Origin of the sequence: Streptomyces sp. NPDC001890 (genome assembly GCF_042891445.1) — a bacterium.
GTDB lineage: Bacteria > Actinomycetota > Actinomycetes > Streptomycetales > Streptomycetaceae > Streptomyces.
Genome location: NZ_JBIATE010000002.1, coordinates 769,716 through 782,534 on the forward strand (window position 1 = coordinate 769,716; position 12,819 = coordinate 782,534).

10 protein-coding genes and 1 riboswitch are annotated in these 12,819 nt (G+C 71.8%); of the genes, 6 read left to right on the forward strand and 4 right to left on the reverse strand.

Going from position 1 to position 12,819, the window contains the following annotated elements:
• Nucleotides 1-114 precede the first annotated feature (114 nt).
• From ACFYY1_RS09650 to ACFYY1_RS09670, 5 genes are all read left to right on the forward strand, one after another.
• The gene (locus ACFYY1_RS09650) at nucleotides 115-1,569 is read left to right on the forward strand and encodes an HD-GYP domain-containing protein (protein ID WP_388582910.1); all 1,455 of its coding nucleotides are present in this window, start codon (nucleotides 115-117) and stop codon (nucleotides 1,567-1,569) included.
• A complete protein-coding gene (locus ACFYY1_RS09655; protein WP_388582911.1) occupies nucleotides 1,566-2,831 on the forward strand; it encodes an HD-GYP domain-containing protein in 1,266 nt (421 codons plus the stop codon). The genes ACFYY1_RS09650 and ACFYY1_RS09655 overlap by 4 nt, the downstream gene beginning before the upstream one ends.
• A gap of 91 nt (nucleotides 2,832-2,922) precedes the next feature.
• Nucleotides 2,923-3,915, forward strand: a complete 993-nt coding sequence (locus tag ACFYY1_RS09660; RefSeq protein WP_072483827.1) for a hypothetical protein — start codon at nucleotides 2,923-2,925, stop codon at nucleotides 3,913-3,915.
• A 182-nt stretch (nucleotides 3,916-4,097) separates the two neighbouring features.
• Nucleotides 4,098-4,736, forward strand: a complete 639-nt coding sequence (gene def / locus ACFYY1_RS09665; protein ID WP_388582913.1) for a peptide deformylase — start codon at nucleotides 4,098-4,100, stop codon at nucleotides 4,734-4,736.
• Between the two features lie 236 nt (nucleotides 4,737-4,972).
• On the forward strand, nucleotides 4,973-5,704 hold the full coding sequence (locus ACFYY1_RS09670; RefSeq protein ID WP_388582915.1) for a D-Ala-D-Ala carboxypeptidase family metallohydrolase: 732 nt from the start codon (nucleotides 4,973-4,975) through the stop codon (nucleotides 5,702-5,704).
• A 69-nt stretch (nucleotides 5,705-5,773) separates the two neighbouring features.
• Here ACFYY1_RS09670 and ACFYY1_RS09675 read toward each other — a convergent pair whose 3' ends face one another.
• Together ACFYY1_RS09675 and ACFYY1_RS09680 are read right to left on the reverse strand one after the other, a co-directional pair.
• Complete coding sequence (locus tag ACFYY1_RS09675; protein ID WP_388582917.1) at nucleotides 5,774-7,690, reverse strand: family 20 glycosylhydrolase; 1,917 nt, start codon at nucleotides 7,688-7,690, stop codon at nucleotides 5,774-5,776.
• 115 nt (nucleotides 7,691-7,805) lie between these two features.
• Nucleotides 7,806-8,780: a GlxA family transcriptional regulator gene (locus ACFYY1_RS09680; RefSeq protein ID WP_388582919.1), complete on the reverse strand. Its 975-nt coding sequence runs from the start codon at nucleotides 8,778-8,780 to the stop codon at nucleotides 7,806-7,808.
• Between the two features lie 81 nt (nucleotides 8,781-8,861).
• Between ACFYY1_RS09680 and ACFYY1_RS09685 the strand changes: the two genes are divergently transcribed.
• The gene (locus ACFYY1_RS09685) at nucleotides 8,862-9,074 is read left to right on the forward strand and encodes a hypothetical protein (protein ID WP_388582921.1); all 213 of its coding nucleotides are present in this window, start codon (nucleotides 8,862-8,864) and stop codon (nucleotides 9,072-9,074) included.
• Here the strand turns inward: ACFYY1_RS09685 and ACFYY1_RS09690 are convergent.
• Together ACFYY1_RS09690 and ACFYY1_RS09695 are read right to left on the reverse strand one after the other, a co-directional pair.
• Nucleotides 9,071-10,090, reverse strand: coding sequence for a ribonucleotide-diphosphate reductase subunit beta (locus ACFYY1_RS09690; protein WP_266729798.1), 1,020 nt, complete (start codon nucleotides 10,088-10,090; stop codon nucleotides 9,071-9,073). The two genes, ACFYY1_RS09685 and ACFYY1_RS09690, sit on opposite strands and share 4 nt — an antisense overlap.
• On the reverse strand, nucleotides 10,090-12,501 hold the full coding sequence (locus ACFYY1_RS09695) for a ribonucleoside-diphosphate reductase subunit alpha (RefSeq protein WP_388582923.1): 2,412 nt from the start codon (nucleotides 12,499-12,501) through the stop codon (nucleotides 10,090-10,092). The genes ACFYY1_RS09690 and ACFYY1_RS09695 overlap by 1 nt, the downstream gene beginning before the upstream one ends.
• Nucleotides 12,502-12,642: 141 nt before the next feature.
• Nucleotides 12,643-12,784: riboswitch (cobalamin riboswitch) on the reverse strand.
• Between the last annotated feature and the right edge of the window lie 35 nt (nucleotides 12,785-12,819).

A 12,819-nucleotide genomic window follows, 5' to 3' on the forward strand; every position in this document is an offset into this window, starting at 1 on the left:
GCCGCCGCCACCGAATCACCCGAATGTGCTAATCGGGCTCATTGACGCTCGACCGGTTCCACAACTCGCTAGCCTGGCGCCTCCATTGACCATGTTGGGGGGCGGGCCGAGCGGGTGAGAGCCACACGCGGGGCGGCGCGCGCGTACATCGCGGCGGTCGTGCTGGGTGCCCTGTGCTGTGTGCTTCCCGCGCTGCGGAGCGGTGCCGGGACCCCGTGGGTCACCGTCGCACTGCTCACCGGCCTCTATCTGGCCTGTGAACTCCCGGGGCGCCGCCCCTTCCCCGGCAGCTCCGTGCCGATCCGCGCCGGATCGTTCTTTCCGCTGCTGCTGGCGGCCGCCTTCCTGCTGCCGCCCGCCGCCGCCGCCCTCGTCGCCGTCCCCGGATCGCTCGTCGGCCGGGTCGAACAGCCGCCGTTCACCGCACGGCGCGTCTGGCGGGCCGCGCAGCTCGCCGTCACGGTCTGGGCGGCCTCGTCGGTCCACGGACTGTTCGGCGGCACCGCCACGCTCGGCGGCCCCGGCCGGCTCCCCGACCTGCCGTACGCGATCCTGCCCGCCTGCGCCGCCGCCCTGGCCTTCAGCCTCGTGCTGACCGGGCTGGACGGCTCCATCCTGGCCGTGGCCGAGCGGCTCCCCCTGCGGCGGGCCTGGAGCGGGCTGCTGCCGCGCTCGCTGGGACCGCATCTGGTGCACGGACTCGCCGGGCTGATGATGGCGGTCCTGTGGCGCGGTCCGTACGGTCCGCTGTCCGCGCTGATCGTCCTGCTGCCGATGTACATCTCCTGCTGGGTCTTCGCCCAGTACCACCGCGAGCACGCCGCCCACCGCGCCACCATCAGGGCGCTGGTGCAGGCCGTCGACATCAAGGACACGTACACCCGGGGCCACAGCGAACGGGTCGGGCGGGCCTCCGTCCTCATCGCCCGCGAACTGGGCATGGATCCCGGCCGCCTGGAGGTCGTCCGGTTCGCCGGCATCCTGCACGACGTCGGCAAGCTCGGCGTCCCCACCCGGGTGCTCCGCAAGGACGGTCCGCTCACGCCGGAGGAACGACAGGTGATCGAACTGCATCCGGAGTACGGGCACGAGATCGTCCGCGGCATCGGCTTCCTCGGCGAGGCGCGGGCCGCGATCCTGCACCACCACGAACGGCTCGACGGAAGCGGCTACCCGTACGGACTCAGCGGGCGCGAGATCCCGGAGTTCGCCCGGGTCGTCGCGGTGGCGGACGCCTTCGACGCGATGACCTCGACCCGGTCCTACCGGCGGGGGAGGCCGGTGCCGGCCGCGCTGGAGGAGCTGAAGCGGTGCGCGGGCACCCAGTTCGACCCGCGGATGGTCCGGGCGCTGGCGCGCGGGCTCGAACGGCACGGCTGGTCGGCGGTGACGACGGCCGGGACGGCGGACGGGCCGGGGGTTCCCGGGCCCCGGGGCGGGAGCGCAGAGGCCGCATCGGGCCGCCCCGGGCCGTCCGGCGGGCTCGACCGCGTACCGCCGCCGCAGCCCCCGGCGGACGGGCTCGGTGCGGTGCCCGGACCGCAGTCGCCCGCGGACCGCCGCCGATGACCCGGACCGGGGCCGGGACCCGGCTGCCCGCCACCGTCCTCACCGTCCGTGCCGCCGCGGCCCTGACCGCCGCCGCCGGGCTCGGCCACACCCTCTGGAACGGCATCCACGAGCCCGGCCACGCCCTCGCCTTCGGGGTGCTCATCGCCATCGGTGAACTGGCCCGCTGGGGCGCGCTGCCCGGCGAGCGCGAGCCCGCGCCGCTCGGCGCCGCAGGAGCCCTCGCGTACGCCCTGCTGGGCCGCAGCGGCGGCGAACCGACCGGGCACGGCGTCCTCCAGGTGGTCGCCGTGCTCGTCGCGGCGAACCTCGTGGCCTGTGTGCCCCATGTGGCCCGGGGCACGGGGCCCGCCCCCGACCGGGTGGCCCGCCGCGTGCTGACCGTCACCTTCGCCGCCGTGTGCTTCCAGCCGCTGTACAACAGCGGGCGCGCCGAGGGCTGGTCCGGCGAGGGCCCGTACTACGTGCTCGTCCTGCTGCTCATCCTCGCCCTGACCGCCCTGTGCGACGCCGTGCTCGCGGCGCTGCTGCTGCGTGCGCGCACCCGCCACCCCTACCCGCCGCTGCTGCGGGACGAGCTGCGCGGTCTCCTGGGCATCGGGCCGGCGGTCTGCGCGACCGGGGTCGTGATGGCCCTCGGGGTGGCCGTCGCCGGGCTGTGGGCGCTGCCCGTCCTGTGCGTACCGCTGCTGCTGACCCATGTCTCGTTCCGGCGGTTCGTCGCCGTGCGCATCACCTACCGGCAGACCATCGCCTCGCTCGCCAGGTCCACCGAGATCGCCGGGTACACCCCGCACGGGCATGCCCGCCGGGTCGCCGTGCTCTGCCGGGCCGTCGGCCGTGAGCTGGGGCTCTCCGGGAGCCGGCTGACCGTGCTGGAGCACGCCGCCCTGATGCACGACATCGGCCAGCTCTCGCTGGTCGACCCGGTCCCGGACGGGGCGACCGCCACCCTGCCCGCCGCCGACCAGCGCCGTATCGCGCTGCTCGGCGGGGCCGTGGTCCGCCAGACCGGGGTGGACCCCGAGGTCGCCGTCGTCGTGGAACGGCAGGCCGACCCCTACCGCGAGCAGCCGTTGTCCGCCAGGATCGTCAGAGCCGTCAACGCATACGACGACTTGTGCGGGGAAAGTCTCATCGGGCCGCTGGGCGCGCTGGAACAACTCAGGCTCGGGACCGCCCACGACTATCAGCCCGAAGTCGTGGAATCACTGGCCAGGGTCCTCGCCCGGGGCGCTCCGGCCCCGGTCCTGCCCGGGTAACCCATGGGTAATGAGCGGGCGTCCGGCCCGGCATGGTTGGATGCGAAGAAGAGCGGAAAACGAGGGTGTCCAGTCGGGACAGGCGGGAATCGTGAGGATCTTCGGGAAGGTACGGCATCGGCCCTCCGCCTCTTGGCGGCAGGCCACGGACCGCGCGTTCACGCTGATCGGCGACGGCCGGTACGAGGACGCGGGCGCGCTGCTGACACGTGCGGCGGACCTGGAACCCTGGCTCTCGGAGTCATGGTTCAACCTGGCGCTGCTGCACAAGTTCCGGCACGACTGGGAACAGGCGAGAGCCGCCGGCCTGCGGGCCGTCGCGCTGCTCGACAAGGAATCCGGCGCTCCCGACTGGTGGAACGTCGGGATCGCCGCCACCGCGCTGCAGGACTGGCCGCTGGCCCGCCGGGCCTGGCAGGCGTACGGCCTGAAGGTGCCGGGCGCCGGCCAGCACACCTCGGCGGCCAACAGCGAGCCGGTCGGCATGGAGCTGGGCAGCGCCGCGGTGCGGCTGTCGCCAGAGGGCGAGGCCGAGGTCGTCTGGGGCCGCAGGCTCGATCCGGCCCGGATGGAGGTGCTCTCCATTCCGCTGCCGTCGTCCGGCCGCCGCTGGGGTGAGGTCGTCCTGCACGACGGGGTGCCGCACGGCGAGCGGGTCACCGCGGCCGGGCCCTCCTACCCGGTCTTCGACGAGATCGAGCTGTGGGCGCCGTCCCCCGTGCCGACCTGGGTGGTGCTGCTCGAAGCGGCCACCGAGGCGGACCGGGACGCGCTGGAGCAGCTGGCGTCCGACGCCGGGTTCGCCGCCGAGGACTGGTCGTCCTCCGTGCGACTGCTCTGCCGGGCCTGCTCGGAGAGCCGCATGGAGAGCGACGAGGGCGACGGCGAGCACCTCGACCCGCACGACCACAGCGAGCCGGGCCATCCGGGCCCGCTGGGCCACCGCACCGCCGGTGAGCTGTGGGTGCCCGAGCGGGAGTGCGGGATAGCGGCACCGGCCGGGCTGGTGCGCGGTCTGCTGGACGGCTGGGTGGCGGACAGCCCGGACAGCCGCGAGTGGCGGGATCTCGAAGAAGTCTGCTGACCGGTGCCCGTAGGCTGTACGGGCACCGGGTCGCGGTGCTCGGGTGCCCGGGCCCCGGAACTGCCGGACGGCCTGGTCTCGGGCAGGGCCGGACTTCGGGCCCAGGGCCGGGTTTCAGGTTTCAGATTTCCGGGTTCTCAGGTTTTCCGGGTTTCAGGTTTTGAGGAAGGCGTACGGCGGACATGGCGCAGCAGGAGACGGACGAGCAGATCAGCGTCGACGACGAGGGTTTCGTCGTGGACACCGAGGACTGTGAGGCGCGCGAGGCGGCGCATCGCGAGCGCGGCACCTCCCGTCCGATCACGGTCGTGGGCAACCCGGTGCTCCACAAGGAGTGCAAGGACGTCACCGAGTTCGACGACGAGCTGGGCCGGCTGATCGACGACATGTTCGCGAGCCAGCGGACGGCGGAGGGCGTCGGCCTGGCCGCCAACCAGATCGGCGTCGACCTCAAGGTCTTCGTCTACGACTGCCCGGACGACGACGGTGTGCGGCACGTGGGCGCCATCTGCAACCCGGTGCTCGAAGAGCTGGCGCCCGAGGACCGGATCCTGGACGACTCCAACGAGGGCTGCCTCTCCGTTCCGACCGCGTACGCCTCGCTGGCCCGCCCGGACTACGCGGTGGTCCGCGGACAGGACGCCGAGGGCAACCCGGTCAAGGTCCGGGGCAGCGGCTACTTCGCCCGCTGCCTCCAGCACGAGACGGACCACCTGTACGGCTACCTGTACATCGACCGGCTCTCGAAGCGGGACCGCAAGGACGCGCTGCGGCAGATGGCGGAGAACACGCCGCGCTACGAGGTCGTGCCGAACGACTGAGCGCGCACCCGGTCTTCACTGCTGGGCCCGGCACCTCGCACGCATCGCGAGGTGCCGGGCCCAGCGGTTTCCACACCGGTCTCCGCACCAGGTTTCCGCGCGGGGACACACCGGTCCCCGCGCCGGTTTCCGCACGGGGACGCGCGTCAACTGCCGTTCATACCTGGGCGGTTGACGCGCGTCGACTCGTCCGACAAGCTCTCTCACCACACTTCCGTCACAGCGGGGAGCCCCACATGCTCAGACGAACCGCACGACTTCTGCTCGGCCTTGTCATGACCATGGCTTTCGCCTTGGGTGGTGCCATGGCGACCGCCGGCACCGCACAGGCCGACGGCTGCTACACCTGGACCCGCACGATGTCCCCCGGCGCCACCGGCAACGATGTCGTCCAGCTCCAGATCCGGGTGGCCGGCTACCCCGGCTACAACTCCGTACTCGCCATCGACGGCTCCTACGGACCGGCCACCACCGCCGCCGTCAAGCGCTTCCAGGCCGCCTACGGCCTCGCCGCCGACGGCATCGCGGGCCCGGCCACCCAGGCCAAGATCTACGAGCTCCAGGACAACGACTGCACCCCGGCGCACTTCACGTACGCCGAACTCAACCACTGCAACAGCACCTGGGCCGGTGGTGCCGTCGCCGCGGGAACCGCCAAGGCCAACGCGCTGAGCACCATGTGGAAGCTGGAGGCGCTGCGCCACGCGCTCGGCGACCGCCCCATCACCGTCAACAGCGGCTTCCGCTCCACGTCCTGCAACAGCGCGGTCGGCGGGGCGTCGAACAGCCGTCATCTGTACGGCGACGCGGCCGACCTCGGCGGGATCGCCTTCTGCACCCTGGCCCAGCAGGCCCGTAACCACGGGTTCAACGGGATCCTCGGCCCGGGTTACCCGAACCACAACGACCACGTCCACGTGAACCAGGGCCCCAGCCACTTCTGGTCCGCGCCCAGCTGCGGCATCTGACACGCGGGTGGGGCCCGCCGGCACCGGCGGGCCCCACCTGTGCGCGGGACGGTCGGGTGGGCTTCGCCGTCAGCCGCGTACCGCCGTCAGCCGCGTACCGCCCGTCGTCTGGACCGCGGCGTCGTCCGCGGCCCGCCGGGTCAGGGAGAGCTGCGAGATGGCGTTGCGCAGGGTCAGCGCCCCGGCCCCGGGCTCCAGCTGCCAGCGCTGGGTGCGCGCCGTCGCCGAACAGGTGCCGAGCGACAGCTCGGCCCCGACCTCCAGCGGCGCACCCAGGTACTTCTTGCCGCGCACCGCGTCCAGGCACTGGTCCGTCCCGGCCGCGCGCACCGTGTAGTACCCGTCGGCGGTCGCCGTCAGCGTCCAGGTGGCCGCGCCGTCGCGGACCAGAAGGACGCCCGGGTCCGCCCCGGGGGCGAGGACCCGCTCCCCGGCGGTCAGCCGGTACGTGCCGTCGGCCAGCGGGGTGCGGTCGGTGTTCGACCAGCCCGGCGCGTGGCCGATCCGTCTGGCCAGCGCCTCGAACCCGTCGTACGTCCCGCTGGGCTTCGGGCCGCCCCAGGTGGCCTGTGCCAGGAAGCGCAGCGGCATGAAGGTCTTCGCCTCCACCTCGTTCTCGGTCTCGGCCGCGGCGCTGTCCGGCCACAGGCTGATCTTGGCCCCGGTGAGGTTCGCCGCCGTCGCGGGCAGGGTCTCGCCCTCGAAGCGCAGCGGGGTCCAGTCGCTCTCGTAGAGCTTCCGGGTCTGCGTGGTGTAGCCGCCGCGCACCAGGTAGAGGGCGTAGGCGGAGTTCATGACCGGGCGGCCCTCGGCGAGCAGCGAGGACGGCTTCTGGATGGCGCCGCCGCCCAGCCAGTGCTCGACGGTGATGTCACGGTTCAGCGGGACCACGCCGTTCCGGCCCGCCAGACCGTCGTTCCAGACGCGCAGCGACCGGCCGCCGGCCTTCACGTGCTCGTCGACCTGGTTGATGAAGTCGACGAAGAGGTCGTCGGGGGTCGCGTCCGCACCGAACTTCGCGGTCGCGGCGGTCTGCAGCTGCGGATAGTTCGGGTACGAGGAGCCGATCATGTACTCGTCCGCGCCCATGTGCCAGGAACGGGTGTCCCACACCTCCAGCGCCTCGTCGACCATCGAGGTGTAGTACGCGAGCGCCTCGGGCCGGGAGATGTCGAGCCGGGGCGGGGAGGCGATGCCGTCCTTGTCCTTGAGCTGGAGCTCCGGGTGGTTCTCCAGATAGGTGTCCATGTGGCCGGGGGAGTTGATCTCCGGCACCAGCTCGACGTGGTACTTCTTCGCCAGCGCGACCAGGGTGCGGACCTGCGGCTTCGTGTAGTAGCCCCAGAACGCCGACGCCGGGTCGGTGTCGCTCCTGACCTTGGCCTCGATCCACAGCTGGTTGAGCTTCTGGGACGCCATGTCCTTCAGCAGCCGCTCGAACCACGGGATGGACACGTTGATGTAGCAGGCGCAGACACCGACGCCGCGCTCCCGGTACGCCGGCACGTCGGTCGCCGAACCGCGTGCGGCCCTGCCGTCGTCGTTCAGCAACTGCAGGACGGTCCGGGAGCCGTAGAAGACACCGGTGGAGGTCGCGGCCGTGACGGTGACCCGGTCGCCGACGTCGAGCCGGTAGCCCTCCGCGCCCAACGAGCCCTTCAGGGACGGGTCCTGGCGCAGTACGACATCGCCGGTACGGGCCGCCGCGGCACCCCGTGACACCGAGGCCCGCCCGGAGGTGGCCAGCTCACCGGCGAATCGGCGCGCGTCGGCGGTCGTACGGCTGTCGCGCACCCCGTCCAGCACGATGCGTGCCCGGTCGGCCAGCGTGAACTCGCCCTCCGCGGGCTGCCATTGCCGCAGCGAGGGCAGCACTTCGGGCGGGGGTGCGGCCGAGGCGGTGTCCCCGGCCGCCGCGCTCTGCCAGGGCAGCAGCGCGGCGGCGAGCGCGGCCACCACGGCCCCGATGGTCCTTCGTCTTGTCATCTGCATGTCCATGCCGATGACCCTCTTGGGTCGGCCGGGTCGCGGTCCATGGACAGGTGTGGCGAAGAGTTGGACGATCGACCCGACGTCAGACCTGTGACGCATGATGTGCAGCTCAGGCCGCGCCGGCCATCGTGGTCGGGCCACGGAAGGTGCGGCGGTACGCATTGGGCGTGGTGTCCAAGGAGCGTACGAACTGGTGGCGCAGGGCGGCGGCGGTCCCGAACCCGGTGCGCCCGGCGATCGTGTCCACCGTTTCATCGGATGTCTCCAGCAGGTGTTGCGCCAGCAGTACCCGCTGGCGCAGCAGCCAGCGGTACGGAGTGGTGCCCGTCTCCTGCTGGAAGCGGCGGGCGAAGGTGCGCGGCGACATGTGGGCCTGGGCGGCGAGCTGCTCGACGGTCATCTCCTGGTCGAGGTGGCGCTCCATCCAGACCAGCGTCTCGCCGACGGTGTCGCAGGAGGTGCGGGGCAGCGGCCGCTCGATGTACTGCGCCTGGCCGCCGTCCCGGTGCGGCGGCACCACCATGCGGCGGGCGAGCGCGTTGGCGGCGTCCGGGCCGTACGCCTGCCGGACGAGATGAAGGCAGGCGTCGATCCCGGCCGCCGTGCCCGCCGAGGTGATGACCTGGCCCTCGTCCACGTACAGCACGTCGGGCTGGACGACGGCCCGGGGGAAGCGGCGGGCCAGCGCCGCCGCGTGGCGCCAGTGGGTGGTGCAGCGGCGCCCGTCCAGCAGCCCGGCCGCGCCGAGCACGTACGCGCCGGAGCAGACGCTCATCACCCTGGCCCCCCGGTCCACGGCCCGGCGCAGTGCGTCGAGGACCTCCTCGGGGTACTCCCGGTCGCTGAAGTGGCTGCCGGCCGGTACGGCGATCAGGTCGGCCTCGTCCAGCCGGTCGAGGCCGTGCGGCGTACTGATGGTGAAACCGGCGTGGGTCCGCAGCACCGGGCCCTCGGCGGAGACCACGGCGAAGTCGTGGACCGGCAGTCCCTGGTCGCTGCGGTCGAGTCCGAAGACCTCGCACAGCACGCCGAGTTCGAAGGGGTGGACCTCGTCGAGCAGCAGAACGGCGACATTTTTCAGCATGGCGCCAGTGTGGCAGTAATTCGATGCTCCATGACAGTCCTGCCACTGCCGCAATGTGCCCGCGCGAACGAGAGTAGAGCCATGAACACATTCCAGAACGTCCTGGGCATAGCCGCACTTATCGCCCTCTTCCTGCTGCCCGCCCTCGCCGGGCTCGCCCGTGAGCGCCGCATCGACCGCGAGCTGCGCGCCGCACAACGGGCCCGGAGCGACGGACCCCCGCAAACGGCGGGCGCCGCGCGGCCCGTCACGGCCGCGCGGCGCCCCTACCTCCGAAGCTGGGCCAGGATCTAGAAGTCGTCGTCGAAGGCGACCGAGCCCTCCACCGCCACCTGGTACGCGGACGGCCGGCGCTCGAAGAAGTTCGTCAGCTCCTGCACGCCCTGGAGCTCCATGAACGAGAACGGGTTCTCCGAGCCGTACACCGCCGGGAAGCCCAGCCGGGTGAGCCGCTGGTCGGCGACGCACTCCAGGTACTGCCGCATCGACTCGGTGTTCATGCCGGGCAGCCCGTCACCGCACAGATCGCGGCCGAACTGCAGCTCCGCCGCCACGGCCTCCTTCAGCATGTCGGTGACCTGCTGCTGGAGCTCGTCGTCGAAGAGGTCCGGCTCCTCCTTGCGGACGGTGTCCACGACCTCGAACGCGAAGTTCATGTGCATCGTCTCGTCACGGAACACCCAGTTGGTGCCCGTGGCGAGACCGTGCAGCAGGCCCCGCGAGCGGAACCAGTAGACGTACGCGAACGCGCCGTAGAAGAACAGCCCCTCGATGCACGCCGCGAAGCAGATCAGGTTCAGCAGGAAACGGCGGCGGTCGGCCTTCGTCTCCAGGCGTTCGATCTTCTCGACCGAATCCATCCACTTGAAGCAGAACTGCGCCTTCTCGCGGATCGACGGGATCTCCTCGACCGCGTCGAACGCCGCCGCGCGGTCGTCCGGGTCGGGCAGGTAGGTGTCCAGCAGCGTCAGATAGAACTGGACGTGCACGGCCTCCTCGAACAGCTGCCGCGACAGGTACAGCCGCGCCTCGGGGGAGTTGATGTGCTTGTACAGCGTCAGCACGAGGTTGTTGGAGACGATCGAGTCGCCCGTCGCGAAGAACGCGACCAGCCGGCCGATCATGTGCTGCTCACCGGGGGACAGCTTGGCGAGGTCGGCGACGTCGGAGTGCAGGTCGACCTCCTCCACCGTCCAGGTGTTCTTGATCGCGTCCCGGTAGCGCTCGTAGAAGTCCGGGTAGCGCATCGGCCGCAGGGTCAGCTCGAAGCCCGGGTCCAGCAGGTTCTTCTCGGAGTTGGTGGAGCTCATTACTGGCAGGCCTCGCAGGACTCGGGGTTTTCGAGGGAGCAGGCGATCGCGTCCGCGTCGGGCGCCGAGCCCTGCTGTACGGGGATGGGGGCGGCGGCCGCCGCCTGGCCGGAGGCGGCACGGGCGATCCGGGTCGCCGGGCGCGAGCGCAGGTAGTACGTCGTCTTCAGCCCCTGCTTCCAGGCGTACGCGTACATCGAGGAGAGCTTGCCGATGGTCGGCGTCTCCAGGAACAGGTTCAGCGACTGGCTCTGGTCCAGGAACGGCGTACGGGCCGCCGCCATGTCGATCAGGCCGCGCTGCGGGATCTCCCACGCGGTGCGGTACAGCGCCCGCACATCCTCGGGGATCCAGGCGAAGCCCTGCACCGAGCCACTGGCCTCGCGCAGCGCCTCACGGGTGCGCGCGTCCCACACCCCGAGCTGCTTCAGCTCGTCCACCAGGTACGCGTTGACCTGGAGGAACTCACCGCTGAGCGTCTCGCGCTTGAAGAGGTTGGAGACCTGCGGCTCGATGCACTCGTAGACACCCGCGATCGAGGCGATCGTCGCCGTCGGCGCGATGGCGAGCAGCAGCGAGTTGCGCATCCCGCTCTTCGCGACCCGGGCGCGCAGCGCCTCCCACCGCTCCGGCCAGTTCAGCTCGGTGTCGTAGTGGTCGGGGTGCAGCACACCGCGCGCGGCACGTGTCCGCTCCCAGGCCGGCAGCGGGCCCGAGCGCTCCGCGAGCTCGCAGGACGACTCGTACGCGGCGAGCATGATCCGCTCGGAGATCTTCGTGGAGAGCGCGCGGGCCTCGGGGGAGTCGAAGGGCAGCCGCAGCTTGAAGAAGACGTCCTGAAGACCCATGGCGCCCAGGCCCACCGGGCGCCACTTGGCGTTGGAGCGGCCGGCCTGCTCGGTCGGGTAGAAGTTGATGTCGACGACCCGGTCCAGGAAGGTCACGGCGGTGCGGACGGTGGCGTCCAGCCGCTCCCAGTCGATGGCGCCGTCGGCGACGAACGCGCCGAGGTTGACCGAGCCCAGGTTGCAGACCGCCGTCTCGCCGTCGTCGGTGACTTCGAGGATCTCGGTGCACAGGTTCGACGAGTGGACGACGGTGCCCGGCTCGGCGGTCTGGTTCGCGGTCCGGTTGGAGGCGTCCTTGAACGTCATCCAGCCCTGGCCGGTCTGGGCGAGAGTGCGCATCATCCGGCCGTACAGCTCACGGGCCGGGATCGTCCTGCGGGCCAGGCCCTGGGCCTCGGCGGCCCGGTACGCGGCGTCGAACTCGTCGCCCCACAGGTCGACCAGGCCGGGCACGTCGGCGGGCGAGAACAGCGACCAGTCGCCGTCCGCGTCGACCCGGCGCATGAACTCGTCCGGGATCCAGTGCGCCAGGTTGAGGTTGTGGGTACGCCGCTGGTCCTCACCGGTGTTGTCGCGCAGCTCCAGGAACTCCTCGATGTCCGCGTGCCAGGTCTCCAGGTAGACGGCGGCGGCGCCCTTGCGGCGGCCCCCCTGGTTGACCGCGGCGACGGAGGCGTCGAGCGTCTTCAGGAACGGCACGATGCCGTTGGAGTGCCCGTTGGTGCCCCGGATCAGCGAACCGCGGGAGCGGATGCGGGAGTACGACAGACCGATGCCGCCCGCGTGCTTCGAGAGCCGGGCCACCTGGTGGTAGCGGTCGTAGATCGAGTCGAGCTCGTCCAGCGGGGAGTCCAGCAGATAGCAGGAGGACATCTGCGGGTGCCGGGTGCCGGAGTTGAAGAGCGTGGGGGAGGAGGGCAGGTAGTCGAGCCGGCTCATCAGCCCGTACAGCGCCGCCACTTCGTCCAGGGCGCGCTGCGAATCGTCCTCGGCCAGCCCGGCCGCGACCCGCAGCATGAAGTGCTGGGGCGTCTCGACGACCTGGCGGGTGTGCGGGTGGCGCAGCAGATAGCGGCTGTGCAGGGTCCGCAGCCCGAAGTAGCCGAAGCGGTCGTCCGCGCCGTCGGCCAGCGAACGCTCCACCAGCGCGTCGAGGGCGGCCGCGTGCCGGGCGACGAACTCGGCGGTCCGGTCCGCGATCAGGCCCTCGCGGTGGCCGACGGCGACCGAGGCGGAGAAGGAGACCGCGCCCTGGCCGGCCGCCTCGTCCGCGATGGCGAGGGTCAGCAGCCGGGCGGCGAGCCGGGAGTAGGCGGGGTCCTCGGAGATCAGCCCCGCGGCGGCCTCGGTGGCCAGCGCCCGCAGCTCGGCCTCGTCGGCGCGGGCGCTGCGGCCGCGCAGTGCGGCGGCGGCGACCCGGCCGGGGTCGGTGTCGGGCAGGTCGGCGGTCAGATCGGTCAGGGTCCGCAGCAGTGCGGTTCCCGGTCCGTCCTGTGCGGCGGCCTCGGACTCGGCTGCGGCGGACGCGGCGACTGATGCCGGATCGGCTGGCGCGATGGTCACGTGGTGCTCTCCCTCGCTCGGCTCGGGGCCGGCGGGGATCGGGGCAGCCCTGCGGGCGCGCGGACCCGGAGCAGGGCAGCGCTTCGCACGGCGTCCACCGGCCCAACCGCGAGGCCCGGACGTCTGGGCATCCGGTTCGGTCGAGCCGGATGCGCTGCCGGCAGGTCATCGGACTGACTCGGGGGTGCACAAAAGCGCACTGAATACACCGTTGCGGGACAGTTCCGGATTCGCACCGGATTCCCCTGCGGCGACAGCGAGGACGAGCATACATGTGGGGGCTGCCCGAAGAGGCAGCCCCCACATGTTGTGTCGGTC

Excerpts from the sequence above, each read along its gene's own strand:
- ACFYY1_RS09655 (WP_388582911.1), top strand. The coding sequence starts at position 1,566 with ATGACCCGGACCGGGGCCGGGACCCGGCTGCCCGCCACCGTCCTCACC.
- def (WP_388582913.1), top strand. The coding sequence starts at position 4,098 with ATGGCGCAGCAGGAGACGGACGAGCAGATCAGCGTCGACGACGAGGGT.
- ACFYY1_RS09670 (WP_388582915.1), top strand. The coding sequence starts at position 4,973 with ATGCTCAGACGAACCGCACGACTTCTGCTCGGCCTTGTCATGACCATG.
- ACFYY1_RS09675 (WP_388582917.1), bottom strand. The coding sequence starts at position 7,690 with ATGACAAGACGAAGGACCATCGGGGCCGTGGTGGCCGCGCTCGCCGCC.
- ACFYY1_RS09680 (WP_388582919.1), bottom strand. The coding sequence starts at position 8,780 with ATGCTGAAAAATGTCGCCGTTCTGCTGCTCGACGAGGTCCACCCCTTC.
- ACFYY1_RS09685 (WP_388582921.1), top strand. The coding sequence starts at position 8,862 with ATGAACACATTCCAGAACGTCCTGGGCATAGCCGCACTTATCGCCCTC.
- ACFYY1_RS09690 (WP_266729798.1), bottom strand. The coding sequence starts at position 10,090 with ATGAGCTCCACCAACTCCGAGAAGAACCTGCTGGACCCGGGCTTCGAG.